This is a genomic window from Micromonospora sp. NPDC050200 (assembly GCF_040656135.1).
Taxonomy (GTDB): domain Bacteria; phylum Actinomycetota; class Actinomycetes; order Mycobacteriales; family Micromonosporaceae; genus Micromonospora.
Genome location: NZ_JBFALG010000003.1, coordinates 88,358 through 114,712, shown reverse-complemented (window position 1 = coordinate 114,712; position 26,355 = coordinate 88,358). Strand labels below are relative to the sequence as shown.

At 71.1% G+C, this 26,355-nt stretch carries 20 protein-coding genes; 9 read left to right on the top strand and 11 right to left on the bottom strand.

What is annotated here, in order from left to right:
• The first annotated feature begins 44 nt into the window (after positions 1 to 44).
• On the top strand, positions 45 to 719 hold the full coding sequence (locus tag AB0I41_RS03545) for a maleylpyruvate isomerase N-terminal domain-containing protein (RefSeq protein ID WP_357101385.1): 675 nt from the start codon (positions 45 to 47) through the stop codon (positions 717 to 719).
• A gap of 78 nt (positions 720 to 797) precedes the next feature.
• Here the strand turns inward: AB0I41_RS03545 and AB0I41_RS03540 are convergent, their stop codons facing one another.
• Positions 798 to 4,877, bottom strand: coding sequence for a replicative DNA helicase (locus tag AB0I41_RS03540; RefSeq protein ID WP_357101635.1), 4,080 nt, complete (start codon positions 4,875 to 4,877; stop codon positions 798 to 800).
• A 417-nt stretch (positions 4,878 to 5,294) separates the two neighbouring features.
• Between AB0I41_RS03540 and AB0I41_RS03535 the strand changes: the two genes are divergently transcribed.
• Entirely contained in the window at positions 5,295 to 6,635 is a 1,341-nt protein-coding gene (locus AB0I41_RS03535; RefSeq protein ID WP_357101383.1) for a hypothetical protein, read from the top strand.
• 82 nt (positions 6,636 to 6,717) lie between these two features.
• Here the strand turns inward: AB0I41_RS03535 and rplI are convergent, their stop codons facing one another.
• The 4 genes from rplI to rpsF all read right to left on the bottom strand — a co-directional run bounded on the left by rplI (position 6,718) and on the right by rpsF (position 8,373).
• On the bottom strand, positions 6,718 to 7,164 hold the full coding sequence (rplI, locus tag AB0I41_RS03530; protein ID WP_357101381.1) for a 50S ribosomal protein L9: 447 nt from the start codon (positions 7,162 to 7,164) through the stop codon (positions 6,718 to 6,720).
• Between the two features lie 14 nt (positions 7,165 to 7,178).
• Positions 7,179 to 7,418 (bottom strand): 30S ribosomal protein S18, encoded by a 240-nt coding sequence (rpsR, locus tag AB0I41_RS03525; RefSeq protein WP_007073789.1) that lies wholly within the window; start codon positions 7,416 to 7,418, stop codon positions 7,179 to 7,181.
• 41 nt (positions 7,419 to 7,459) lie between these two features.
• Positions 7,460 to 8,002: a single-stranded DNA-binding protein gene (locus AB0I41_RS03520; RefSeq protein ID WP_357101379.1), complete on the bottom strand. Its 543-nt coding sequence runs from the start codon at positions 8,000 to 8,002 to the stop codon at positions 7,460 to 7,462.
• A gap of 80 nt (positions 8,003 to 8,082) precedes the next feature.
• Complete coding sequence (rpsF, locus tag AB0I41_RS03515; RefSeq protein WP_067301247.1) at positions 8,083 to 8,373, bottom strand: 30S ribosomal protein S6; 291 nt, start codon at positions 8,371 to 8,373, stop codon at positions 8,083 to 8,085.
• A gap of 640 nt (positions 8,374 to 9,013) precedes the next feature.
• Between rpsF and AB0I41_RS03510 the strand changes: the two genes are divergently transcribed.
• Together AB0I41_RS03510 and AB0I41_RS03505 are read left to right on the top strand one after the other, a co-directional pair.
• The gene (locus AB0I41_RS03510; protein WP_357101377.1) at positions 9,014 to 9,796 is read left to right on the top strand and encodes a deoxyribonuclease IV; all 783 of its coding nucleotides are present in this window, start codon (positions 9,014 to 9,016) and stop codon (positions 9,794 to 9,796) included.
• 5 nt (positions 9,797 to 9,801) lie between these two features.
• On the top strand, positions 9,802 to 11,901 hold the full coding sequence (locus tag AB0I41_RS03505; RefSeq protein ID WP_357101375.1) for a hypothetical protein: 2,100 nt from the start codon (positions 9,802 to 9,804) through the stop codon (positions 11,899 to 11,901).
• A 124-nt stretch (positions 11,902 to 12,025) separates the two neighbouring features.
• On the opposite strand, the gene AB0I41_RS03500 is transcribed toward AB0I41_RS03505, so the two are convergent.
• The 3 genes from AB0I41_RS03500 to AB0I41_RS03490 form a co-directional block, all read right to left on the bottom strand.
• Positions 12,026 to 13,531: a glycosyltransferase 87 family protein gene (locus AB0I41_RS03500; protein ID WP_357101373.1), complete on the bottom strand. Its 1,506-nt coding sequence runs from the start codon at positions 13,529 to 13,531 to the stop codon at positions 12,026 to 12,028.
• A 117-nt stretch (positions 13,532 to 13,648) separates the two neighbouring features.
• A complete protein-coding gene (locus AB0I41_RS03495; protein ID WP_357101371.1) occupies positions 13,649 to 16,396 on the bottom strand; it encodes a transglycosylase domain-containing protein in 2,748 nt (915 codons plus the stop codon).
• A 197-nt stretch (positions 16,397 to 16,593) separates the two neighbouring features.
• Entirely contained in the window at positions 16,594 to 17,052 is a 459-nt protein-coding gene (locus tag AB0I41_RS03490) for a DUF5318 domain-containing protein (RefSeq protein WP_357101369.1), read from the bottom strand.
• A gap of 174 nt (positions 17,053 to 17,226) precedes the next feature.
• On the opposite strand from AB0I41_RS03490, the gene AB0I41_RS03485 reads away from it, so the two are divergent.
• Together AB0I41_RS03485 and AB0I41_RS03480 are read left to right on the top strand one after the other, a co-directional pair.
• Complete coding sequence (locus AB0I41_RS03485) at positions 17,227 to 17,865, top strand: PadR family transcriptional regulator (RefSeq protein WP_334533803.1); 639 nt, start codon at positions 17,227 to 17,229, stop codon at positions 17,863 to 17,865.
• A gap of 23 nt (positions 17,866 to 17,888) precedes the next feature.
• Complete coding sequence (locus tag AB0I41_RS03480) at positions 17,889 to 18,968, top strand: inositol-3-phosphate synthase (RefSeq protein WP_357101367.1); 1,080 nt, start codon at positions 17,889 to 17,891, stop codon at positions 18,966 to 18,968.
• Positions 18,969 to 19,064: 96 nt separating this feature from the next.
• Here the strand turns inward: AB0I41_RS03480 and AB0I41_RS03475 are convergent, their stop codons facing one another.
• Together AB0I41_RS03475 and AB0I41_RS03470 are read right to left on the bottom strand one after the other, a co-directional pair.
• Positions 19,065 to 19,988 carry a hypothetical protein gene (locus tag AB0I41_RS03475; protein WP_357101365.1) on the bottom strand — a complete coding sequence of 308 codons (924 nt, stop codon included), beginning with the start codon at positions 19,986 to 19,988 and terminating at the stop codon, positions 19,065 to 19,067.
• Positions 19,989 to 20,109: 121 nt separating this feature from the next.
• Positions 20,110 to 20,589 (bottom strand): methylated-DNA--[protein]-cysteine S-methyltransferase, encoded by a 480-nt coding sequence (locus tag AB0I41_RS03470; protein WP_357101363.1) that lies wholly within the window; start codon positions 20,587 to 20,589, stop codon positions 20,110 to 20,112.
• Positions 20,590 to 20,658: 69 nt separating this feature from the next.
• On the opposite strand from AB0I41_RS03470, the gene AB0I41_RS03465 reads away from it, so the two are divergent.
• Together AB0I41_RS03465 and AB0I41_RS03460 are read left to right on the top strand one after the other, a co-directional pair.
• On the top strand, positions 20,659 to 21,201 hold the full coding sequence (locus tag AB0I41_RS03465; protein ID WP_357101361.1) for a hypothetical protein: 543 nt from the start codon (positions 20,659 to 20,661) through the stop codon (positions 21,199 to 21,201).
• 39 nt (positions 21,202 to 21,240) lie between these two features.
• A complete protein-coding gene (locus AB0I41_RS03460; RefSeq protein WP_357101359.1) occupies positions 21,241 to 22,770 on the top strand; it encodes an SPFH domain-containing protein in 1,530 nt (509 codons plus the stop codon).
• Between the two features lie 44 nt (positions 22,771 to 22,814).
• Here the strand turns inward: AB0I41_RS03460 and AB0I41_RS03455 are convergent, their stop codons facing one another.
• The gene (locus AB0I41_RS03455) at positions 22,815 to 24,284 is read right to left on the bottom strand and encodes a CCA tRNA nucleotidyltransferase (protein WP_357101357.1); all 1,470 of its coding nucleotides are present in this window, start codon (positions 24,282 to 24,284) and stop codon (positions 22,815 to 22,817) included.
• A 129-nt stretch (positions 24,285 to 24,413) separates the two neighbouring features.
• Between AB0I41_RS03455 and murJ the strand changes: the two genes are divergently transcribed.
• Positions 24,414 to 26,171, top strand: coding sequence for a murein biosynthesis integral membrane protein MurJ (gene murJ / locus AB0I41_RS03450; RefSeq protein WP_357101355.1), 1,758 nt, complete (start codon positions 24,414 to 24,416; stop codon positions 26,169 to 26,171).
• The last annotated feature ends 184 nt before the right edge of the window (positions 26,172 to 26,355 follow it).

Here is a 26,355-nt window from a genome sequence, read left to right as displayed (position 1 = left end):
CCGTTCGTCCTGCCGATCGGGGCGGCTCGTGGCAGGGTGCACCCATGACGGCCATGGGACAGCACATCGCGCTGGCGCAGGCGTACGACGGGGTCATCCGGGTCGTCGCCGACCTCGACGACGCGGACCTGCAACGACCGACCCGCTGCCGTGGCTGGCTCGTCGCCGACCTGCTCTTCCACCTACTCTGCGACGCCCAGCGCGCCCTGGTCGCCCTGGCCACCCCCGTCGCCGGGCCGCCCGACGCCGACGACGTCAGCTACTGGCGGTCCTTCCCGCCCGGCGGTGACGGCGCTCGGCACGCCTGGTGGGCCCGCCGCTCGGCCGCCGCCTTCGACCGCCCCAGCGGGGTGGTCCGGATCTGGTCCGACACCGCCCCCGCAGCCGTCCGCGCCGCTGGCGCCGCCGACCCGGACGGCTGCGTCAGCACCCAGGGGCACGTGCTGCGCGTACCGGATTTCCTGGCCACGCTGACCACCGAAGCCGTCATCCATCACCTCGATCTGGTGCTCGACCTGCCGGACGCACCGCTCCCCGGCGCGCTCGCCTGCCGCGTAGCGGTGACCACCGTGGACGGGCTGCTCAGCGACGATACGGTCCGCCCGAGCGGCTGGGACGACGCCGGCTACCTGCTCAAGGCCGCCGGCCGCGAGCCGCTCACCGACCGGGACCGCGCAGAGCTGGGCAAGGCCGCCCGATGGTTCCCGCTGCTCGGCTGAACCGCCGGCCCGTCAGTCCGATGGTCTGACGGTGGGTGGGCCGGGGCCCGTACGTCCTCGCAGAGCAGCGGCGGAGGGTCAGACGATCGCCATGTCGACGAAGCGGGACAGGTGCAGCTGGGCGGCGACGGTAATGCTGTCGGTCGGGCCATTTCTGTGCTTGGCAACAATAAAATCCGCTTCGCCCGCGCGCGGCGACTCCTTGTCGTAGTAGTCATCCCGGTGCAGAAGAATGACAACGTCGGCATCTTGCTCGATCGAGTTGTGGGTGGCAATGCCGTTGGCGATGAAGTTGTGGGTCCCGAGCACGGTTGCATCGAAGACATCCTGCTCACCGAGGGACTCGATCGAGACGATCTCGTCCCAGAAGATGTCGTTGGTGGCGTGCAGCTCGAGGTCAGCGGCGTCGAGAACGGAGGCGATCTTGGCGAGCCTCGACCGGCTCGGTGCGTGCTTCCAGAGCGTGCTTCCACAGAACTCGGTGCCGATCGCCTTCGCGAACTCCCGATGGCTCATGCCCTGCTCGACCAGGATCTCCCGAACCCTGGTCCACACCTCCGGCGGCACCGTGTCGACGTTCGTGTTGCTCGTCATCGACTCCAGCGAGGCGAGCAGGTCCGCGCAGTTGCGGGCCTGCTCGCCATGCACTCCGATCTCGCGGAGGAATCGCAGCTGATCGTCCCGTCCCGAAATGTCGAGGGTGTACTGCGGCCGATGACGCGCCACGGGCACCACCTTGAGCCGGGCGGTGACTCCGTACCTGAGCAGGAGACGCGAGATGTCCTCGAGCATCCGGCGGCTGGTCGAAGAGAAGTAGACCCGCCCGCCTCGGCCCGACCTGTCCACGCAAACAGATCCGTCGGTCGCCCACAGGTGCCGAAGGAAGAGCGTGACCTGTTCCTTAGGCATGCTGAAGACCGACTGGGGGAGAAACTTCTCATGCGACCGGAGGCCGAACAGACCGAGGCCGTCCAGCCACCCGGCGATCGGATTGCGCCGGCCCCGGGCCGACCGATCGGGGGCGGGCAGCCGAAGGGTCGTGACCCGGGCGGCCTCGTACTCGTCACGAACGGCGGTGACACCGAAGTGCTTCGCGGCGTCGGCGACAGCTTGCAGGTTCTCTTCGTCCCGGCTGGCGTAACGGATCGGCTGCCGCCGTACGAATGAGCCGTCACCGAGCAGGTGCGCCAGCAGCACCACTTCGGCTTCTGCCCACGCCCGGATGGCCAGGGGCGGGGGTACGTGTCTCGGCGTGGCGAGGCGCGCGCCCGGCAGCAGCTCACCGAGCGGGACCCACCCCGCGAAGGTGAGGAAGGGATGGTTGGCTGTCGCGTCGATCTGCTTTCCCGACGCGAGGGTCATGCGGAACACCTCGCGATTGCCACTGGGAAAGACATGCGTCATGGTTCGCGGTGCATACCGCAGGTTCCCATCGAGCGCCCAGACCGGGATCTCCTTCGCGCCCGCCTCAAGCAACTCCCCCAGAGTGATCTCCGAGTTGTTGTCCGCCCGGATCAGCCTGGTGTCGGCGGTCAGGCAGCCCGACTCACGCAAATCGGACAGCTGGGGACGCTTGTCGGTCCGCTGCTCAGGGCCACGGTTCAGCTGGCTGACCGCGATCACCGGGCATTCGACCTCCTTGGCCAGCAGCTTCAGGCCGCGGGAGAGGTCCGCGACCTCCTGCTGACGGCTCTCGGTCCGCTTCGGCGAGGTCATCAGCTGGAGGTAGTCGACCACAATCATCTTGAGATCGTGCTTCTGCTTGAGCCGGCGCGCCTTGGCCCGGATCTCCATCAGGTTCATGCTCGGCGTGTCGTCGACGAAGAGCGGCGCCTCGCTGATCTCGCCCATGCAGCGGGCCAGCCTGGTCCAGTCGTCGTCGGAGAGCTGGCCGCTGCGCAGCACGTGCAGCGGGACCCGGGCCTCGGCCGAGAGCAGTCGCATGACGATCTCGACCTTGCTCATTTCCAGCGAGAAGATCGCCGCCGCCTGGTTGGCGCGGATGGCCGCATTTCGGGCGAAATCCATGCTGGCGGTGCTGTTGTGCGTCGGGATCATCGCCCGGCCCGCCAGGTAAAGGTGCTCCGGGTTGTCCACGGTCACGCAGCGGACCGGCACGCTGGGCACCGGCCGGACGTCCACGATGTAACGGGAGGTGGTTCGGACGTCCGATGACGTCCGGCGCCGTGCGGCGTGGGCGGACCGCTTCCGTTCCAATCGGAAGACGGTGTCGGGCGCGGAGAAGTTCAGCGTGTACGCGATGGACGACGCGGCGCTGCGGCCGCGTACCGGTTTCTCGTTGACCGTGCAGCGGTAGCCGAGGCTCACGATCAGCTCGCGGACGCCCTCCGCCAGCCGCTTCGATGTCGAGGTGTACTGCAGATTGCCGGTGGGGGCGACCGTCCCGTCGGTGTCCATCAGGCCGGCGAGCAGGGCGCGTCGCTGGGCTTCCGACGCCCGCAGGTACCCCTGCGGGATGTGCTTCTCCGGCGACACCCCGAGAGCCCGGAGCAGCGCGCGGAACGATCCGTGCCGCCCGTGACACTCGGCGCACCGCCGCGTCGACGGATTCTCCCGCAGCGCCCGGCTGGACGAGCCGCAGTCGACGCAGCGGCGGTCGGCCGGAGCGGGCACCTCGGGGAGCACGATGGTGTAGAGCAGCGGGCCGCTGGCGCGCACCACGAACCCGTCCCGCACGACGTGCTCGACCAGCTCCGGATCTACGGTGGTGAAGCGGCTCGCGTCGGAGTGCCCGTCCCCGAGCCAGACCCCGAGGGTGTACGGCGGGATCGGCAGCTCGCGTTCGGGCAGTTGCAACGGAGCCGCGTTCTCGACGGCGTGGTTGAGCCGGCCGTCCCCACCGGTACGCAACGTGGCGGCGATGTCGGCGGTGGTGACGACACCCTCGTGCCGGATCCGGGCACCGCCGTTGACCGGGCGCTCGGCGCGTTCCCGCAGCCCGGTCAGGAGCGGCCCGGCGGGGTAGCCCGAGGTCGTCCAGTTCCGGGTGTTGCCCGCCCGGGTGACCAGTCGGTTGACCCGGCCGTTGGCGCCGACCTCATGCGCGACGATGTGCAGCACGTTCTTGAATTCGGAACCGACCAGTTCGAGGGTCTGCGCGAGGGTGACCAGTCGCCGAGGCTCGGCACCGGCGGCTGCCTCAGCCGCACGGACCTTGGCCAGGGACGACTGCGGCCAGTGCGACCGGAGTCGCGGCTCGGGCTGACGGCGGCTCGCCCGGGTGGTGGTCTTCCACAGGTGCTCGGCGTCGGCCACGATGACGCTGCCGTCGGAGAACTCGACCTCGTAGCAGGGACGGTCGTATCTGACGTCGAAAGCCGCGGTGATCGTCGTCGGCCGGCCGTCGGCGGCGATCAGCTTGTCGCCGACCCGGACCTCGCCCATGGTGGTCCAGCCGTCCGGGGTCGGCAGCGGGGTGTCCAGGGCGAGCGCCTTGCCCAAACCGGGCCTGCCCGCCACGATGATCAGCTGCCCCGGGTGCAGGCCGTTGAGCAGCCGGTCCAGGTCGGTGAAGCCGGTCGGCACGCCGGTCATCACCCCGCCCTGCGCTCCGACCGCCTCGATCTCGTCGAGCGTCGGCTGGAGCATGTCGGCCAGCACGGCGAAGTCTTCGCTGACCCGGCGCTCGGTCACCTCGTAGACGGCCTGCTGGGCGAGGTCGACGATGTCGTCAACGTCCCGGCTGCCGCCGTTGGCGGTGCCGTAGCCGAGCTGCACGATGCGGGTGCCGGCCTCGACCAACCGGCGCAGCACCGCCCGCTCGCCGACGATCCGGGCGTAGTACGCCGCGTTCGCGGCGGTGGGCACGCTGGCGATGAGGGTGTGCAGGTAGGGCGCGCCGCCCACCCGGGCGAGGTCGCCGGAGTCGGCCAGGGCCGCCGCCACGGTGATCGGGTCGGCCGGCTCGCCCCGACCGTAGATGTCGAGGATCGCGTCGAAGATGGTGGCGTGCACCGGCCGGTAGAAGTCGTTCGTCTTGAGGATCTCGACGACGTCGGCGATGGCGTCCTTGGAGAGCAGCATGCCGCCGAGGACGCACTGCTCCGCGGCGACGTCCTGGGGTGGGGTCTTGTCGAACTGCCCGTCGCGCTGCGCGGGGGCGGGCGGCTGCCCGCCGGCCCGGGGCTCCGCCCGCATGTCGTCGGTGACCGACACGGATCCCCCTCCACTGCGTCGGGTCGAATACCAGCTCTACCGGCCGGGTGCGACAACTTCCGATCGACCCGGCCGGTCGATCGGGGGGGCGATCGCGCGACCGGTCGGTGCCCCACGATACGGAACCCGAGGTCAGACCCCAACCAGGCCGGTGGACGAGCCTCGGGACAACCTGTGGACTGCGGTGGACGAGCATGTGGGCAGCGTGTGCACAGGCTGTGGAAAACCGGTGGAGAATTCTGGACTCATCCCCTCTGAGCTGCGGAAACATCATCCCCACCCTGTGGACAGAAATTTTCCGGCGAGGCTTCAGGGTCGGATTTCCCGTACTATCCCCCGCGAACGGCTGCACCTGGACAGTGGATTGCGCTTTCGGTTGAGAGGGGTCACGCTCCGGCCGTGAGTTACCGGGACTGGGAGCGCGGGGAGAGCAGCCCGCGCGAGCGTCAGCCGGTCGCCCAGTGGAACGACCTCGGCGAGGCCGTTCCGGCCGATCCCTACAGTTCCGCGGCGGACCGCTACCGCACGGCCAGCCGCCGCCGCGCCGTCGAGGACGGCCGGCGGGAACAGGTCGACGCCTACCTGCCGCGCTGGGCCGTGGAGTCGGGGATCGCGCACGCCGACGGGCGGGGGCGGCACGCCGCGCCGGACGACGACGAGGACGACGACCGTCCGGTCTCCGGGGGCGGGCGACGCTCCGGCGGCCGGCGGGGCGAGCGCAGTTGGGGCGAGCCCTGGTCGATCGGCGCCGCGCCGGAGTCGGACCACACCCGGGAGTGGACCTTCGACCATCCGCAGGAACAGGGGTACGTCGGCAGCCGGCGCGCCGATTCCGCCGGCGACGGTCCGGTCTCCGGGGCGGCCCCGACGTCTCGTCCGCGTCGGTCGACGCCCCGCCGTCCACAAATGATCTGGTCAGGTGTCGAGGAGTCCGACGACGAGTCGGGCGCGGCCGGTCGGGAGGTGGAGCGGCCGACCCGGCGTAGCCGGCGGGCCTCGGCCGACGCCTGGTCCCGCCCGGCGGTCGACCCGTGGAGCCGTACGGAGCGGGTGGCCGAGCCGGAGCCGGAGTACCGGCCGGCGGTGGACCCGTGGGACGCCTCGGGGGTGCACGCCTGGCAGCGTTCGGGTCCCGAGGACCGCTGGGACCGGGCCGGTGGCGCCGCCCGGTGGGATCAGGGTGACGACACCGGCCAGTGGGACCGGTTCACCGACACCAGCCAGTGGGACCGTGATGACCTCGCCGGCCGGTGCCGGGACGACGAGCCGAGCCGGTGGGAGGACCGCACCGACGTCGGCCGCTGGGGCCGTACCGAGCCGCCCCGGTCGGCGGAGCCGGTGACGAATGAGGGTTGTTCCTGGCCGGAGCAGCCGGACGGGTTCTGGTCGGGCACCCGGCTGGCCGGGCGCCCGCTGCTCTACACCGCGGCCTGCTATCTGATGCCGGCGGCGCTGGTGGTCCTGTGGCTGTTGACCCTCGACGGCCAGGCGCCGGCGGAGTGCGTGACGGACATCAGCGGCGGGGGTTGCGACTCGCCGCGGGCGCACGCGTTCGGGTCGCTGGTGGCCGGGGCGCCGCGATTCGGGCTGGCGTTGGTGAGCAGCCTCGTGGTCGCGGGGCTGCTGCGTCGGGTGGGTACGACCTGGCGGTCGGCGACGGTGGCGCTGGCCGCGGCGGTGATCGGCGGCGGTCTCTCCACCGTGATGATCAGCGCGGTGACCGGTCAGCCGCTCGGCTGACCCCCGTACCCGCGTCGCCCGCAGGAATGCGGAAGGGCCCGCACCGGAGTCCGGTGCGGGCCCTTCCGTCGTGCGGTGGGTGTCAGCCCTGGACGACGTTGAGGTCGAACTTGGCGGTCACCTCGGGGTGCAGCTTGATCCGCACCGGGTAGGAGCCGGTCGACTTGATGTGACCGGGCAGCTCCAGCCGACGACGGTCGAGGGTCGGGCCGCCGGCCGCCTTGACGGCGTCGACGATCTCGGCCGGGGTGACCGAGCCGAAGAGCCGGCCACCGTCACCGGCGCGGGCCTTCAGGTTGACCTTCAGGCCCTCGAGCTGGTCCTTCACCTCGGTGGCGTGGCCGAGGTCGCGGATCTCACGGGCCGAGCGGGCCCGCTTGATGACCGTGACCTGCTTCTCCGCACCCTTGGTCCAGCTCATCGCGAAGCCCTGCGGCAGCAGGTAGTTACGGCCGTAGCCGTTCTTGACCTCGACGATGTCGCCGGGGGCACCGAGACCGGAAACTTCCTGGGTCAGGATGATCTTCATTTCGGTGCCTCCTCTCAGCGGGCCGTGGCGGTGTACGGCAGGAGCGCCATCTCACGGGCGTTCTTGACCGCACGGGCGATCTGCCGCTGCTGCTGCGAGGTCACGCCGGTCACCCGTCGAGCGCGGATCTTGCCGCGGTCGGAGATGAACTTGCGCAGCAGCGCGGTGTCCTTGTAATCGATGTAGGTGATCCCGTCCTTGTCGAGCGGGTTCACCTTCTTCTTCGGCTTGCGAAGTGCCGCAGCCTTGGCCATTGACCTTGCTCCTGGTTTGCGATCGCGGGCGCTCGGCGCCATTAGAACGGGGGCTCCTCATCGAAGTTGCCGCCGCCCGAACCAGAGCGCGACGGAGAGGGCGCGGCCGAGGCCCAGGGGTCGTCGAAGTTTCCTCCGCCGCCACCCTGGCCACCACCGCCACCGCCACCGGAACCGAAGCCACCGCCTCCGCCACCAGAGCGCGACATCTTCTGCACCTTCGCCGTGGCGTAGCGCAGCGACGGGCCGATCTCGTCGACCTCAAGCTCGATGACGGTGCGCTTCTCACCCTCGCGGGTCTCGTACGACCGCTGACGCAGCCGACCCGAGACGATCACGCGGGCGCCCCGCTGGAGCGACTCGGCGACGTGCTCCGCCGCCTGCCGCCACACGGTGCAGGCCAGGAAGAGCGGCTCGCCGTCCTTCCATTCGTTGGTGGTCTTGTCCATGAACCGGGGCGTCGAAGCGACCCGGAACTTGGCGACCGCCGCACCGGACGGGGTGAACCGCAACTCGGGGTCATCGGTCAGATTGCCGATGACCGTGATGGTGGTGTCTCCTGCCATGACCATCTCCTCGCGCACTCATCGTTCTGCCTCACAGGCTCTCAGAGCCGTGTGACAGTGCCGATGAGGCTGATCCGGGCGAACCGGGATTTGAATGCTTAGCGCATCTCCGGCCGGATGACCTTGGTGCGCAGCACGGACTCGTTGAGCCGCAGCTGGCGGTCCAGTTCGGCCACCGCCTCCGGCGTCGCCTGCAGGTCGATGACGGCGTAGATGCCTTCGGCCTTCTTGTTGATCTCGTACGCGAGGCGCCGGCGGCCCCACACGTCGGTCTTCTCCACCGAGCCACCCGCGGTCCGGATCACGTTCAGGTACGTGTCGAGCGACGGGGCGACGGTGCGCTCCTCGAGGCTGGAGTCGAGGATCACCATGACTTCGTAATGACGCAAGACGTGCTCACCTCCTGTGGGCTATGCGGCCACGGTCCTTCCGTGGCAGGAGGTCGTGCGTCGCTGCCCGCTCCGGGGCCCGGGGGAACCCGGCCGGACGCGGACAACCGGACCAGGATACCCGGTCCCGACGATCATGCCCGCGCAGGCCGGGCCGGTCGGCCGGGCACGGCGACAGGGGCCCGCCCCGGCGCCCGAAGGCCGGTGGCGGACCCCTGTCCACGGGACCGCGGGGCGTCCCGTCCGCATTCCTTGGGTGGGACCTGGGGAGGAACGACCACACCGATGAGGTTGGATCGAGGACACCCCGCGGAGCTTTTGCTGTTGTTATCCGACGGTACAACGGCTCTCGTCACCACTTGGTGGAAATACCACTATTAGTCCGATGATTTCCTGCCAGTCGACGCCGGATCGGGCCAGGCGGGTCCCGCCCCCGACGTGCGGGCCGCACGACGGGGTGACCCCCGCACCGGGATCGACCACGGTGACCTCGACCGCACGTGCCGGAAGAGCCGACCATCGATCCCACCCGGGTCAACGACCGCCCGCCCCGACGGTGACGCGACCGGGCCGGAACCGGCGCGCCGACTCCCCGACACCGTCACCCCGGGCGTCGGGGATGCGACGTAGGCTCGCCTGCATGCGTATCGGAGCCCACGTCGACCAGGCCGACCCGTTGTCGGAGGCGGCCGCCCGTTCCGCCGAGGCGGTGCAGTTCTTCCTCTCCGACCCGCAGGGCTGGAAGGCCCCCAAACCCCGGGAGGACGCGGAACGGCTGCGCGCCGCCGAGGTGGACCTCTACGTCCACGCCCCGTACGTCATCAACGTGGCGACCCTGAACAACCGGATCCGGATTCCCAGCCGCAAGCTGCTGCTCGGCCACGCGGCCGCGGCGGCGGAGATCGGCGCCAAGGGGCTGATCGTGCACGGCGGGCACGTCAACGCCGGCGACGACCTGGCCGTGGGCTTCGACAACTGGCGCAAGACCTTCGCGTACGCGGCCGACTCCGGCGGCTTCCCGCTGCCGGTGCTGATCGAGAACACCGCCGGCGGCGACAACGCCTGCGCCCGGCGGCTCGACGCGCTGGCCCGGCTCTGGGACGCCCTCGGCGACCACGAGGTCGGCTTCTGCCTCGACACCTGCCACGCGTACGCGGGCGGCGAGGAGCTGCTCGACCTGGTCGACCGGGTCAAGGCGATCACCGGGCGGATCGACCTGGTGCACGCCAACAACTCCAAGGGCGCCTTCAACTCCGGGCAGGACCGGCACGACAACCTCGACGGCGGCACGATCGACCCCGACCTGGTGGTTGCGGTGATCCGCGCCGCCGGCGCGCCGGTGATCGTCGAGACGCCCGGCGGGGCGGTGGGCCAGGGGGCGGACATCGCCTTCCTGCGTGACCGGCTCGCCACGGGGGCCTGACCCGGATGACCACGAACGCGACCGGCGGCGGCCAGCCGACCGGGCAGACCGACGGCACCGACGACCAAGACGCCACGTCCCCCGGCACGGCAGGCTCCGCCAGGGCCGGAACCGCCGACACCACGGAGACCGCAACCGGCGACACGGCGAAGACCGGAAGCGCCGACACCCTGAAGTCCGGGGCCGGCGACGCCGGAAAGGGCGATGCCGCCGACGCGAAGTCCACCACCACCGACGCCGCGAGGGCCGGAACGGACGGCGACCAGGGCGCGAAGGGCGACGAGGCCACCGGGACCGACGGGAAGAACAAGGACGGCGACGCCGAGCCGAAGGACCGCTGGTCGGCGTTCGCCCCGGCCCCCGAGCCGGTGCCGGGGCGTCCCCGCCGGGCGGCGCGCGCCGTCGGCCGGCTCCTGGTCCACGAGTGGACGCTGGCCACCCTGGCCGCGCTGACCATCGCCGTCGGCATGACCTGGCCGACGCTGCGCTACCCGCTCTACACCCTGCCGCAGGACTACTGGGACCCGAGCCTGCAAGCCTGGCAGATGGCCTGGTCGGGGCACGCCCTGCGGACCGAGCCGGCCCAGTTGTTCCACTCGAACACGTTCTTCCCGGAGCAGTGGAGCTTCGCCTTCTCCGACATGCTGCTCGGCTACGCGCCGGCCGGCATGATCGGCACCGGCCCCGAGGCGGCCGTGCTGCGCTACAACATCATGTTCGTGCTGGCCCACGCGCTGGCCACGCTCGGGGCGTACGCGCTGGCCCGTCAGCTGGGTACGGGCCGGGCCGGCGCCGCGGTGGCCGGGGTCAGCTACACGTACGCCCCGTGGCTGCTCGCCCAGGCAGGGCACCTGCACATCGTCTCCAACGGCGGCATCCCGCTGGCGCTGGCGATGCTGGCCCGGGGCCACGGCTGGTCGCTGCGGCACGGCTACCGCCCGGAACGGCGGCACGAGGGCTGGACATACGCCGGGTGGATGGTGGCGGCCTGGCAGCTCAGCCTGGGCTTCGGGATCGGCCTGCCGTTCGCGTACGTCCTGGCCGGCACGGTGCTGGTCGCGGCGGCGACGTGGTTCCTGCGGCGCTGGGTGGTCCGGCCGGTGAAGCGCCCGTTCGGCACCCGGCTGCTCGCCGCGGATCTGGTCGGCGGGCTGCTCTTCGCCGGCGTGGGCGCGCTGCTGGCCATCCCTTACTTCAAGGTCGCCGACCTGCATCAGAACGCCACCCGCACGATCGGCGACATCGCGCTCTACTCGCCCCCGGCGAGCGGCTTCTTCACGGCACCCGCGGAGTCGCGGATCTGGGGCGGGCTGCACGAGGGGGCGCGGTCGGCGCTGCCCTGGCACCCGGAGATGACCCTGCTGCCCGGCTTCGTGCTCTACGCGCTGGCCGCGGGGGGCCTGTTCTTCTCGGTCTGGCGGCTGCGGCACCGGCTGCTGCTGCTCGCGGGAGTGCTGGTCACCATGGTGCTGGCCATGGGCACCCGGTTCTTCGACGGCACCTTCACCTACGGCCTGCTCTTCGAGCACCTGCCGGGCTGGAACGGGCTGCGTACGCCGGGCCGGATGATGCTCTGGACCACGCTGCTGCTCGGCCTGCTGGCGGCCGGCGCGGTGAGCGCCTTCGCCGAGCGGGTCCGCGAGATCGCCGCGGAGCGGGTCCCGTACCGGCCGTCGCCGTGGCTGCGGGTGGCCACCCTGCTGCCGCTGCTGCTGATCCTCGTGGAGGGGTTGAACACCACCCCGCACCCGGTGGTACCGGAGCAGCCGGTGGCGATGCGGACCGTGGACGGCCCGATGCTGGTGCTGCCGAGCAGCCAGAACCTCGACCAGCCGGTGATGCTCTGGTCCACCAGCCGGTTCCCGGAGTTGGTCAACGGTGGCAGCGGCTTCACCCCCGTCCAGCTCGACGACGTGCGCCGGGTGACGCTCGCCTTCCCCGACCAGACCAGCGTCGACTACCTGCGCACGCTCGGCGTCCGCAACGTGGTGCTGCTGCGCGACCAGATCGTCGGCACCCCGTGGGAGGTGACCGTCAACGCGCCGGTCGACCAGCTGGGCATCACCCGCGAGGAGGTCGGCGACGCTGTGGTGTTCCGTCTCTGATCCCGGCTCGGGGTGGGGGTTTGCGGGGAGCCCAGCCGGCTCCGGGCGGTCAGGCTTGATCCCTGCGCCGGCTGGGCTCCCCGCAAACCCTGACGACCCGAGGCCGTCCTGGACTTGCGCGGCTTCAGGTGGTGGCGGTGATGGGCACCGGTTCCGGTGAGCGGGTGGTGTGGCGGGCGGCGAGCCAGGGGGCGTCGGGGGCGCCGTCGAGCACGCCGCCGTCCGGATCGTCGGGGTAGGTGCGCCGCACCGCGTCGCGTTCGGGGCGCAGGATGTCCCGGACGACCAGCACGCAGAGCAGCACGACGGTGCCCAGCCGGAGCGTCGCGGCCAGCACGAACACGCCCTCGGGGAAGACCGGCCGGCTGGTCGCCGCGCCGAGCAGCTCCCCGTAGAAGGCGGTGAAGTAGCAGACCTCGGCGAACTGCCAGGCGAGGAAGGCGCCCCAGCGGGGGCGGGCCAGCACGGCGAGCGGCAGCAGCCAGAGCACGAACTGCTGCGACCACACCTTGCTGAAGATCAGAAACGCGGCGACCACCAGGAAGGCGAGCTGGGCCAGCCGGGGGCGGCGCGGCGCCAGCAGCGCCAGCGCGGCCACGCCGAGGCAGGCCAGGATGAACAGGGCGTACGACAGGATGTTGAGCGTCGGGATGTGGGCGTTCAACCACTGGAACGGTCCCTGGTCGCCGGCCACGCCGGTGTTCACCTTGCCGTCGAGGTACCGCCCGATGTACCAGAGCGTGCCCCAGTCGATGGGCCGGGTGTTGTTCAGCTCGAAGAAGCGGTTCCAGTTGTCCCAATACGGGATCGCCGTCGGCAGATTGACCGCGATCAGCGCCGCCGCGCCGGTGCCGATCGCGGTGAGCGCGGCACGCAGCCGGCCGGACCGCAGCGCGAGCAGCAGGATCGGCCAGAACAGGAACAGCGGCCACATCTTGGCGGCACCGCCGAGGCCGAGCAGCAGCCCGGCGAGTGCCGGTCGGCGGCGGGCCCAGGCGGCCAGGCCGAAGGCGGCCAGCCCGATGGCGAGGAAGTCCCAGTTGACGGTGGCGGTGAGCACAAGCGCCGGGGCCAGCGCGAAGAGCGCGGCGTCCCAGGGTCGTCGGCGGCGTAGGGCGAGGATCACCGCGACGGTGGCGACCGCGAGCGCGCTGAGCGTCAGCGCGTTGAGGTTGTAGAACCACTGGCCCTGGTTGAGCTGCGGGTCGTCGACGCCGAGGGCGTGCACCGGCAGGCCGAGCGCGCCCATGAAGTAGCCGGTGAGCACCGGGTACTCGACCGGGTGGTCCCGGTAGGGGACCTTGCCCTCGTTGAGCCCCTCGGCGTAGTAGAGGGCGAGCACGTCGGTGTAGCAGAGCCGGGTGTACTGCACGTTGTTCTGCCAGGCGCCGTCCTGGCAGGGCGACTTCTGCACCCAGTGCAGGGCCAGGGTGAGGCAGGCCAGCGCCAGCACGATCCGCGCCGCGGTCCAGAACCGTCGTTCCCGGCCGGCGGGCCGGTCCAGGGCGACCGCGTGGTCGCCGAGCGGGCCGCCGATCACCTCGGAGACGCCGCGGACGAAGCCGTCCGACCGGGACGGGTGGTCGCTGGTCCCGGCGTCGTCGAGGCCGGCCGTCGACTGGGTGCTCATGGAGACGCATCCTGCCGTACGCCCGGGGTCTCCGTCGCGTCCCCGAGCGCGACAAGCTGAAAAAGCCGACGGCGGCCGGACGCGGGGTCCGGCCGCCGTCGGCGGTGTCACGGGTGCTTACTCCCGGGGGCGGGGCGACAGGGTCGGCAGGAGACCCCCGCCGCCGCCTCCGTTGCCGCCGCCCGGTCCGCGCGGATCGGTCGGGGTGCCCGGGCCCTGGTTGCCGCCGCCGTTGGGGTCCTGCGGGCAGAACAGGCCGAGCGGTCCGCAGTCCTGCCCCGGCTGGGTGGGCACGGGCGGCGGCGCGGGCTGAACGCCGTTGCCGGCGTCCTGGTCCCCGGCGCCGGTGACGCTCAGCATGCTCAGTTTGTCCTTGCCGTCGAGCGCGTCGTCCATGTAGCGCTGCCAGATGGCGCCGGGCAGCTTGGAACCACCGATGTCGTTGCCGTTCCGGTCGAGGATCTTCGGCTTCTTCGGGTCCTTGCTGCCGATCCAGACGGCGGTGGCGACCTGTTCGGTGTAGCCGACCATCCAGGCGTGCGCGTTGTGCTTGCTGTCCCCACCGTACTCCCAGGTACCGGTCTTGCCGGCCGCCTCCCGCCCGTTGTCCAGCGAGCGGTTGTTCGGCTTCGGGATCTGCTTGAGCACGCCGGTCACCTCGTCGGCGACGTCGCGCCGGATCGTCTGCCTCGGCTTGCTCTTCTCCCCGGTGCCCGGGACCACCTCCCACTTGCCGGTGTCGCGGTTCTGCCGCTGCACCTTGATGACGAAGTGGGCCTTGTTGTAGACGCCGTGGTTGGCCAGGGTGGCCAGGCCGTTGGCGTGGTCGAGCACGGTGATCGGGTACTGGCCGTAGCCGAGCACGTGGAAGAACGGGTGGGGCGCGACGTCCTCGCTCTTTTTCTTCAGCAGGTTGACCGGCTTCGGCGGGTTGTCGGAGGTGGTCCACATCGTGGTGACGCCGGCAGCCTTCGCCATGTCGATGATCTTGGACGGCTGGATCTTCTCCGACACGTGGTAGAACGGCACGTTGTACGACTGGATGGTCGAGTATTCCAGCGTGCACCACTTGCCACAGGTCTTGCTCACGTCACGACCCGCGTTCTGCACCGGGTTGTCGAAGCCCTCCGGCTTGAACGGACTGGCGTCCCAGTGCGACTTCACGGAGATGCCGGCGTTGATGGCCGCGGCGAGCGTGTAGACCTTGAACGTCGAGCCTGGCGGGTGACCACCGGTGAGGTTGCCGTTGGCGTCGATGTTCTTGCCGGCGTAGTCGTAGTCGGCGCCCGAGTCGCCGCCGTAGTAGGCGAGCACCCGGCCGGTCCTCGGCTCGACCGACACCACCGCCGCCATCAGGTTCTTCGGCTCGGGGAAGATCTCCGAGCCCTTCTTGCGCTGGGCGGCGTCCTCGGCGGCCTTCTGCAGCTTGGGGTCGATCGTGGTCTGGATGCGGTAGCCGCCGTCACGCAACTCGTCCACGCAGCTCGGCTTGCCAGGAGCGTTGGAGTTGGTGCAGAGGCCCCACCCCTCCATCTCCTCGCGGACGTAGTTGACCACGTTGCCCCGGGGCGTCTTCACGCCGAAGCCGGCGCCGCCGTCCTTCGGCTTCAGCAGCGACTTGGTCGGGTAGACCGTCGGCCGCTGCGGCTTGTTGGCCGCGTTGAGCCAACCCTTGGTGACCATGCCGTCAAGGACGTAGTTCCACCGCTTCTCGGCCTCGACCGGGTTGACCGCCGGGTCGTACCCCTTGTGCCCGTTGGGGTCGGTGCTCGCGACCGGCTGCTTGATCAGCGCGGCGAGCACGGCCGCCTGCGCCACGTCCAGGTCCTTGGTGCGCTTGTTGAAGTACGTCTGCGCCGCCGCCTCGATGCCGTACGCGCCCCGCCCGAAGTAGATCACGTTCAGGTAGTGCTGCATGATCGTCGGCTTGTCGTACTTCTCGTTCAGCTTGGAGGCGAGGATCGCCTCCTTCACCTTCCGGGCGTACGTGTCGTCCTTCAGGTTCTCGTAGGCGTTGCGGGCGTACTGCTGGGTGATCGTCGAGGCACCCTGCTTTTCGCCGCCGGTGAGGTTGTTCCACGCGGCCCGGGCGATGCCCTTGTAGTCGACGCCGGAGTGCTCGTAGAAGTTGCGGTCCTCCGCGGCGGCGACGGCGTCCTGCACGTGCTGCGGGATGTCGTGGATGGTGACGAAGGTGCGGTTCTCGTCGCCGAGCTTGGCCAGCTGGGTCTTGTTGTCCTGTGCGTAGATCGTGGTGGACAGCGGCAGCGGCACCTCGTTCGGCAGCACCACGGTGGTCGAGTAGTAGGTGAAGCCGACCACGCCGATGCCGGCGAGCATGATGAAGACGGCGAAGCCCGCGATCAGCATGTTGATCCGCTTGCGCTTCTTCGCCCGGGCCACCCCGTCCGGGTCGCCCGGCCCGCGTCCGCCGCCACGGCCGCCGCGCCCGGGCCCGTTGGGGCCGCCCGGACCGCCGGGGCCACCGCCGGAGACCGGCGCCACGCCCGCTCGGGCCACCGCCGCCCGGCCGCCGACGGCCGCCGAGCCGACGCTCGCCCGCCCGCCCACCGAGGCGCGACCGGCCGAACCGGGTGCCGGGGAGACCGGCACGGACGCGCGTCCCGCGCCGGCCCGGCCGCCGGGTGCCGGGGAGACCGGCACGGAGGCCCGTCCCGCGCCCGCCCGGCCCACCGAGGCCGAACCGGCCGCGCCCGCTCCGCGTGGCGGCACCGACGCCGAGGCCCGGCCGGCGGGCGCGCCGCCGACCGAGGCCCGGCCGGCCGGAGCCGCGCCGGGGTCACCGTTCGAGCCCGGTACCTGGGCTCGCGCACGCGGGGAACTGGGATCGCCGTACGAGTTCATTCCTCACACCCTGCCGGTCGCGGTGGGACGCGGGGGCGCCGCCACCGGGTTGCCGTGAGTTGACACACGTGACGCCCGCCCCGGGTTCGACCGGAGCAGCACCGTCGTATGCGTACTATTCGGACCAATCGGGCCGCCGAGCTGCCGGGCGAGGTGGCCGTCGTCGACGGCACCGGTTGCGACCGGTCCAGCCAGGTTCACCGTTGCGCCTCTCGCCTTCTCTTCTGGGCCGGACCGGCCCCGGGGGCGGTCGCGCCGCCCACCGCACCCTGCTCCGACCCGCCCTCGGCCAGCCCGTCCCGGCCGAGCAGGAACTGCTCGACGAGATGGTTCCAGTCGCAGCCGAGGCACACCTCCACCACGAAGACCTGGAACTCACGCAGCGTCATCGCCAACACCGGCAACTCGGCCAACGTGCGCGCCTGGCCGGCGGACTGCTTGAGTTCGTCGCCGTAAATGTAATGGACGCGGGTGAGGTTCTCGCTCCGGCAGATCGGGCAGCGCTCCTCGGTCGGCTCCCCGTGGAACCTGGCGGCGTTCTTCAGGTACGGCGAGGCGTCGCAGACGTCGTACGTGCCGACCCGGCCGGCGAGGAGCTCACGCAGCACCGCCCGCTTCTGGAGCGAGTAGTCCACCACCCGGCGAGACGTACGCATGCGGTGAAGGGTACGCGGTCCCGCCGGGTGAGGCGACCGCCGTCACGATGAGTGACATGAACATCCCGGAACGAAGGTTTGCCCTGATCGCTGATGAGGTACTAACGTGCGATGTATCGGTCCGATACATCGAGACGGTTAACGGCCCTGCGCCGGGGGTAGGAAGGATGGCCCGTGCTCGAGCTCGCCATTCTCGGCCTCCTGCAGGAATCTCCGATGCACGGCTACGAACTCCGCAAGGAGCTCACCGCCAAGCTCGGAGCCATCCGGGCGGCGATCAGCTACGGCTCGCTCTACCCGACCCTGCGCCGCCTGCAGGCGGCGGGATGGATCACCGAAGCCGCCGAGACACCCGCGACCGCCGAGGAGGTTCCCGCGCTGACCAGCCGGCGAGGTCGGGTGGTCTACAAGATCACCGCGGAGGGCAAGGAACGCTTCGCCCAACTGATCGCCCAGGCCGGGCCCGAGACGTACGACGACACCGGCTTCGGTGTGCACTTCGCGTTCTTCGCCCGGACCGACCAGGCGACCCGACTCCGGATCCTGGAGGGTCGCCGACGCACGATCGAGGAACGTCGCGAAGGCCTTCGTGACGTGCTGGGCCGGGCGGCCGAGCGCCTCGACGCGTACACCCTGGAACTGCAACGCCATGGGCTCGACGCCTGTGAGCGCGAGGTCCGCTGGCTGGAGGAGCTCATCGCCAACGAGCGCTCCGGCCGTGCCCCGACAGTCCCGCAACCCGGGACGGCCGGCGGCCGACGAGACAACAACAGCCCGCCCCCGCCTGGAGAGTCCAGGAAAGAGCGGCCGTGATGAAGAAGAAGGAGGCAGACGCTATGGGCTCCGTCCGCGTCGCCATCGTCGGTGTGGGTAACTGCGCCTCGTCCCTCGTGCAGGGCGTGGAGTACTACCGGAACGCCGATCCGAACGACCGCGTCCCGGGTCTCATGCACGTCACCTTCGGCGACTACCACGTCTCGGACGTGGAGTTTGTCGCGGCGTTCGACGTGGACGCCAAGAAGGTGGGCATGGACCTCGCCGAGGCGATCGTGGCCAGCGAGAACAACACCATCAAGCTGTGTGACGTGCCGCCGACCGGTGTCACCGTGCAGCGCGGCCCGACCTTCGACGGCCTGGGCCAGTACTACCGCGAGATCGTCGAGGAGTCCGACGCCGCGCCGGTCGACGTGGCCGGGGCGCTGCGCGACGCGCAGGTCGACGTGGTCGTGTCCTACCTGCCGGTGGGCTCGGAGCAGGCCGACAAGTTCTACGCCCAGGCCGCGATCGACGCCGGGTGCGCGTTCGTCAACGCCCTGCCGGTGTTCATCGCCTCCGACCCCGAGTGGGCCAAGAAGTTCGAGGACGCGGGCCTGCCGATCGTCGGTGACGACATCAAGAGCCAGGTCGGCGCCACCATCGTCCACCGGGCGCTGGCGAAGCTGTTCGAGGACCGCGGGGTGGAGCTGCTGCGCACGTACCAGCTCAACTTCGGCGGGAACATGGACTTCATGAACATGCTGGAGCGCACCCGCCTGGTGTCGAAGAAGATCTCCAAGACCCAGTCGGTGACCTCCCAGATCCCGCACGAGATGAGCAAGAGCGACGTGCACATCGGCCCGTCGGACCACGTGCCGTGGCTGGACGACCGCAAGTGGGCCTACATCCGCCTGGAGGGCCGCTCCTTCGGTGACACCCCGCTCAACGCCGAGCTCAAGCTCGAGGTGTGGGACTCGCCGAACTCCGCCGGTGTGATCATCGACGCCGTCCGCGCCGCGAAGATCGCCCTGGACCGCAAGATCGGCGGCCCGATCCTCTCCGCCTCGTCGTACTTCATGAAGTCCCCGCCGGTGCAGTACGCCGACCACGACGCGCACGCCGCCGTCGAGTCCTTCATCAAGGGCGAGGTCGAGCGCTGAAGCGCTGACGCTCCACCACCGGAGCGGGCTCACACCCGCACCAGCACGGCCGAGGGCCGGGTCCGCACGGACCCGGCCCTCGTCGCGTACGCGGTGCTACTTCGCCCAGGACGGCTTGGCCCGCCGGGCCAGCTGCGCCTGCCGGTCCTCCGCCGCCCGCTCCCCGTCGGCCGGCAGGAATGACGGGTTGACGCTGCCGGACGACACGACGAACGCGACCACGTCGAGGATCACGTGGGTGGTCTGCTGCGCGTGCACGGAGATCTGGTCGTCCACCGGGGTCATCCCGGTCAGGAAGAAGTTCGACAGCGTCTGGCCGGCCTGAAAGTTGATCGTCGAGAACTCCGCCGGACGCGGCCCCGGGTACGGGTAGATCTGCAGGAAACCGGCACCCAGCGCGCCGGTGACGGTCACGTTGCCGTACACGGCCTCGCCGATGTGGACGTAGGATTCCAGGTTGACCTGAATCGTGCGGCCGCGCAGCAGCCGGCCCGCGCTGTCCAGGTTGCCGGCGGGGTTCACGATGCGGGCCCGACCGGCGGCGGTCCGGGTGTCGATCACCCGCTGCGGCTTGATCGGCACCAGCTCGTTCGAGTTGGCATTCGTCCGGACGTACTCGACGAAGTTGCCCTCCATGGGTGGCAGGCCCGGCCTGGTGACGACCCAGATCGTCCCGAAGGTGCTCATCGACACCGAGCCCACCTCGGAGTTCCAACCGAGGCCCCTTCCGGTCGGCGTCAGCCGCAGGGCCGGACCGGAGATCGGGATACCGTCCGAGCCGGTCTCGACAAAGCTGTTCTCCAACCGAAGGGGCGCGGAGGTGTGCGAACCACCGCGCAGCGTGGTGGACGTGCCGGCCTCGTTGACCCGCCCCTGCAGCACGGGGTCGCCCGGTGCGGCCTGGGCGGGGCCGGCGGCGGCCGCGCCGACGGCGGCGGTCCCGGCGAGGCCGGCGGCGACGGTGCCCGCCCGACGCAGCAGGTGACGGCGTCCGACGGTGTGGTCCTGATCGTTGCTCACGATGAATCCCCCGTGTGGTGGGTGGCGGTGGCGCCCGTCGGTCGAGAGATCGAGGTCGCCCTGTGCCAGCAGGACCTCCGACCAACCGCAAAGGTTGCGGTCGATTTCGCCGGTGTCGGATTCAGGACCAGGCGCGGCGCAGGGCGACCCCGGCCTCCAGCTCCAACAGCCGCACCTTGCGCGGCAGCCCACCGCCGAAACCGACCAGCTTGCCGCCGGCGCCGACGATCCGGTGGCACGGCACGAGCACCGGGACCGGGTTGCGGTTGCAGGCCACCCCGACCGCCCGGGCGGCGCCGGGGTCGCCGACCAGCCGGGCCACCTCGCCGTAGGTGAGCGTCTCCCCGTACGGGATGCGGGTCATCTCCCGCCACACCGCCCGCTCGAACTCGGAGCCGCGCCGGGCCGCCACCGGCACCCCGAACTCGGTCAGCTCCCCGGCGAAGTACGCGCGCAGCTCCGCCACCGCCCGCCGGGCCAGCTCGTCACCGGGCTCGTCGGCCGCCGACTCCACCCGGCCGAAGTGCGCGCCGCACACCGCCTCGTCGTCGGTGGCCACGGAGAACTCCCCGATCGGCGAGTCGAGCACGGTCCAGCGCATGCCCCTCATTCTTCCCCGCCGGTACGACGCTCCGGCGGCCGGCCATCGCGCCTAGATGATCACGCGGGAATGTTGCGGGACGTCGATACCGTGCAGGTCGTGGCCACGGGGACGTTCATCTTTCTGATCATCGGTGGGGCGGGCGTCGCCGTGCTGGCGCTCTCCCTGCTCGGCGCCGAGCTGCTCCACTTCGGCCACGCCGACGTCGACGGCCCGGTGTCGGTCGAGGCGGTCGCCGGCTTCCTCGGCGCGTTCGGCTTCGGCGCCGCGATCGTCAACGAACTGGTCGGTGGCCGTACCGCCGGGATGATCGCGGCGGCGGTGGCCGGCGGCGCGCTCGCCGCCGTGCCCACCGCGTGGCTCGCGGCCCGGCTGAGCCGGGCGGCCCGGGACATGCGGACCGACCCCACCCCCACCCGGGACGACCTGGTCGGCGCGCTCGGCCTGGTGGTCACCCCGGTGCCCGACGTCGGTTACGGCGAGGTCCGGGTACGCGTCGCCGGCCAGCCGGTGAAGCTCAACGCCCGCGCGGACCATCCCATCCCGATCGGCGCGCAGATCTTCGTGGTGCAGGCGCTGAGCGAGACCAGCGTCCACGTCGAGACCTACTGAACCCCCTCCTCACCCCTTTCCCAGAGACGGAACCTGCCCATGTTCCTTGTCATCGCCGTCGGCGGCGCGGTCCTGCTGGCGCTCGTCCTGGTGCTCTTCGTGCTCTCCCGGATCAAGGTCGCCGGTCCCAACGAGGCGTTCATCGTCACCGGTCGCAAGGGTCGGACCACCCAGACCGCCGACGGTGGTCGCTCCACCGACATGTCGGGCCAGAAGGTGGTGCTCGGCGCCTCGGTCTTCGTGCTGCCGGTGGTGCAGAAGCTCCAGTCGCTCGACCTGTCCAGCCGCCGCATCGACGTGGGCATCCGGGGGGCGGTGAGCAAGCAGGGCATCCGCACCGACCTGCACGGCGTGGCGATCGTCAAGGTCGGCGGGACCGAGGACGCCATCCGCGCCGCCGCCCAGCGCTTTCTGCACCAGCAGGACGAGATCGACAACTTCACCCGGGAGGTGCTGGCCGGCGCGCTGCGCTCGATCGTCGGCCGGCTCACCGTCGAGGAGGTCATCCGGGACCGGGCGGCGTTCGCCAGCGCGGTCGCCGAGGAGGCCGAGCACTCGATGACCAACCAGGGTCTGGTGCTGGACACCTTCCAGCTCCAGGACATCCTCGCCGAGGGCTCCTACCTGCAGGACCTGGGCCGGCCGGAGGCCGCCCGGGTGCTCAAGGACGCGGCCATCGCCGAGGCGCGCGCCCGCCAGCAGGCCGAGCAGGAGCGGCTGCTCGCCGAGGAGGCGATCGCCGAGTCGAACCGGAACCTCTCACTCAAGCAGGCCGCGATCCAGGCCGAGATCGACGCGGCGAAGGCCAGGTCCGCGGCGGCGGGCCCGCTCGCCCAGGCCGAGCGGGACCAGGCGATCCTCTCCGAGCAGCAGAAGGTGGCCGAGCGCAACGCCGAGCTGAAGCAGCGCCAGCTCGACACCGAGGTGCGCAAGCCCGCCGACGCGGCGCGTTACAAGGTGGAGCAGGAGGCCGAGGCGGCCCGCAACGCGGCGGTGCTCAACGCCGACGCGCAGCGGCAGGCCACCATCGCCGCCGCCCAGGCCGTCGCCGAGCAGTCCCGGCTGACCGGTGAGGGCGAGCGGGCCCGCCGGGCGGCGCTCGCCGAGGCGAACGCGATCGAGGGCGCCAAGGAGGGTGAGGCCGAGCAGCGCCGGCGCTCCGCGATCGCCGAGGCGGTCGAGCGGGAGGGCCAGGCCGAGGCCGCGGCCATCCTGGCCCGGGGTCAGGCCGAGGCCGACGCGATGGCCCGCAAGGCGGAGGCGTTCGCCGCGTACGGCGAGGCGGCCGTGCTGGACCTGCTGGTCAAGGTGCTGCCGCAGGTGGTCGAGGCGGCCAGCGCCCCGATCGGCGCGATCGACAAGATGACCGTCATCTCCACCGACGGCGCGTCGTCGCTGACCAGGTCGGTGGCCGGCAACGTGGCGCAGGGCCTCCAGCTCGGCTCCGACCTCACCGGCATCGACCTGGCCGGCCTGCTCGCCCGGCTCGGTTCGGCGTCCACCGCTGGCCCGGCGTCGGCGGGCAACGGCAAGTCCGCGGTCGAGGGCAGCGCGGTCGAGACCCGCTGACCAGCTGGCCAGGGCGCCGTCCCCGGTGGGCGGCGCCCCGGTCGTCAGCTCTGCTCGACGATGCCCTGCTCGTGGGCCCAGCGCAGCAGCTCCGCCTCGGCCTCGTCCCGCTCCAGTGGGCCGCGCTCCAGGCGCATCTCCCTGAGGTGCTGCCAGGCCCGCCCGACCACCGGCCCCGGCGGTACGCCGAGCAGCTCCATGATCGCGTTGCCGTCGAGGTCGGGGCGGACCCGGGCGAGGTCCTCCTCGGCGGCGATCCGGGCGATCCGCTCCTCCAGCGCGTCGTAGTCGGCGGCGAGCTGGGCCGCCTTGCGCCGGTTGCGGGTGGTGCAGTCCGACCGGGTCAACTTGTGCAGCCGGGTCAGCAGGTCACCGGCGTCGGTGACGTACCGGCGCACCGCCGAGTCGGTCCACTCGCCCCGGCCGTACCCGTAGAACCGCAGGTGGAGGGCGACCAGGGCGACCACCTGCGCGGTGACGTCCTTGGGGTAGCGCAGCGCCTTCATCCGGGCCTTGGTCAGCCGGGCGCCGACCACCTCGTGGTGGTGGAAACTGACCCGGCCGTCCGGCCCGACCGACTTGGTGGCGGGCTTGCCCACGTCGTGCATGAGCGCGGCCATCCGGAGCACGAAGTCGCAGCCGTCGGTCTCGAAGGAGACCGCGTTGCTGACCACGGTGAGGGTGTGCTCGTAGACGTCCTTGTGCTGGGCGTGCTCGTCGATCTCCAGCTTGAGGCCGGTCAGCTCGGGCAGGAAGCGCTCGGCGAGCCCGGTGTCGACCAGCAGCCGCAGCCCGGTGATCGGGTCGGCACCGCAGAGCAGCTTGGTGAACTCGTCCCGGACCCGCTCGGCGGTGATCCGGTCCAGGTCGGCGGCCATCCGGGCCATCGCCTCGTGGACGTCCGGGTGCACGGCGAAGCGCAGCTGCGCGGCGAAGCGGGCCGCCCGCAGCATCCGCAGCGGGTCGTCACCGAAGGACTCCCGGGGCGTGCCGGGGGTACGGATCACCTTGGCCGCGAGGTCGTCGAGGCCGCCGTACGGGTCGGTGAACCGGTGGTCCGGGAGGCTGACCGCCATCGCGTTGATGGTGAAGTCCCGCCGCTTCAGGTCGTCGGTGAGGTTGGTTCCGTACTCGACGATCGGATTGCGGCTGACCTGGTCGTACGCCTCGGCGCGGAAGGTGGTGACCTCCAGCCGGAGCCCGTCGCGCTGGAGGCCGATGGTGCCGAACTCCCGGCCGGTCTCCCAGATCGACTCGGCCCAGCCCTTGATGATCCGCAGCGTCTGGTCCGGGTGGGCGTCGGTGCAGAAGTCCAGGTCTTCGCCGAGCCGGCCGAGCAGGGCGTCGCGGACGGAACCGCCCACCAGGTGCAGCTCGTGCCCGGCGCGCGCGAACCGGCGACCGAGCTCGTCGGCGACCGGGGACACGCGGAGCAGTTCGGCGACGGCGTTGCGCTGCGCGGCGGTGAGCTCGCGGCGGTCGGCGGCGTGGGGTGCGGAGGCAGCTTCGGACATGGGATCGCCAGCCTATCGGGCGGGGGCGGGATCTGATCCGCCGGGCGCGGGTAAGGGACCCGAGGTGACTAAGGTCTTGGGCGTGCGGGCCGGTCGTCCGGCTCCGACGTACCCCCTGGGAGGCAGGAGATGAGCGGCGGGCTCTACCGCAGCGCGAACGCCACGCCGGACGGTGCCATCCCGCCGACCGACGAGGCGACCTTCATCTCCGCCGAGCCGCTGAACCAGCCGGCGGTGGAGGCCACCGCGCCGCCGCCGGAGCAGGTGGCCGAGACCAGCGCCGCGGCGAACAGCGCGGTGATGGCCGTCGGCAGCCTGATCAGTCGGGGTACGGGCTTCATCCGCAACCTGATGATCGGCGCCGCGCTGGGCAACCTGGTCGGCAACGCGTACACCACCGCCCAGTTCCTGCCGAACCAGGTGTACGAGTTCCTGCTCGGCGGCGTGCTCACCAGCGTGCTGATCCCGGTGCTGGTCCGCCGCCGCAAGATCGACCCGGACCGGGGCGAGGCGTACGCGCAGCGGCTGCTCTCCCTCGCGGTGATCACGCTCGCGGCGGCCGCGCTGATCGCGATGGTGTCGGCCCCGGTGCTGACCACCCTCTATGCCAGCGGCCAGGACAAGAACTACACCGGGCTGGTCAACAACCTGTCGTACCTGATGCTGCCGATGTTGTTCTTCACCGGCGTCAGCGCGCTGATCGCCGCGGTGCTGAACACCCGGGGCCACTTCGCCGCGCCGATGTGGGCGCCGATCCTCAACAACCTGGTGGTCATCGGCACGTTCGGGCTCTACATCCTGGTCTACGGAGCCAAGGCCCTGAAGCCGACCGACCTCGGCGCCGGCCAGATCCTGCTGGTCGGCGGCGGCACCCTGCTCGGCGTGGCGGTGCAGGCCACCGGGCTGCTGCCGGCGCTGCGCAAGGTCGGCTTCCGCTGGAAGTGGCGGTTCGACTTCCGCGAGCTGGGGCTGCGCGAGCTGGCCCAGCTCGGCGCCTGGATGTTCTGCTACGTGGCGGTCAACCAGCTCGGCCTGTTCGTGGTGGTCAACCTGCTCACCCGGGCGGCCGGGGACGCGGGTGAGGGCAAGAGCCGGGCCGGCCTGCTGATCTACAACAACGTCTTCCTGCTGCTGATGATGGCGCACGGCATCATCGCCGTCTCGATCATCACCGCGCTGATGCCCCGGATGAGCGCCGCCGCCGCCGACGGGCGTTTCCGCGACGTCACCGCCGACCTGTCCCGGGGTACCCGGATGGTGACGGCGGTGCTCGCCCCGATCGCGGTCTGCTACGCGGTCCTGGCCGGGCCGATCTCCCGGGTGGTCTTCCAGTACGGCGCCTTCGACGGCGACAACGCCCGCGCCACGTCCACCGTGCTGCTGGTCGCGGCCGTGGGTCTGGTGCCGTTCGCGATCAGCCAGCTCTTCACCTTCGCCTTCTACGCGCTGCCGGACACCAAGACCCCGGCGCTGGTCAACATCCCGGTGGTGGCGCTGCGGGTGCTGCTCCAGGTGGGACTCTTCGTCGCCTTCTCGGCCACCTTCGCAGCGGCCGGCATGATGCTCGGCAACGCGATCTCGTACGTGGCGGCGGCGGTCATCTCGGCGATGCTGCTGCGACCGCGGGTGGGCCGGATCGGCCTCGGCGGCATCATGCGGACCATGGGCAAGGTGCTGGTCGCCGCGCTCGGGGCGGCGCTGGTCGGCCTGCTGGTGGTGAACCTGCTCCCCGGCGACCCGGCCGACCTGGGCTGGGTGGCCGCCGCGGTCCAGCTGGTCATCGGCGGCGCGGTGATCGGCGTGACGTACCTGGGGTTGGCCATGGTGCTGCGGATCGGCGAGATCACCGAGGTGGTCGGGATGGTCCGCCGCCGGCTCGGCCGGTGACCGGGTCGGGCGGGCGACGACGGGCCGCCCGGCACAGAGCGTGAACGAGGATCATCAGCCTGGGGATGCGGCTGTGGATAACTCCGCGTTTCCCCGGTCAACCACCGGATCAGCCTGTGGACAACCAACCGTACGGCTGAGCATGGAGGGCCGTTCGGAGGGAACCTGAGGCGACGTCGCCGGA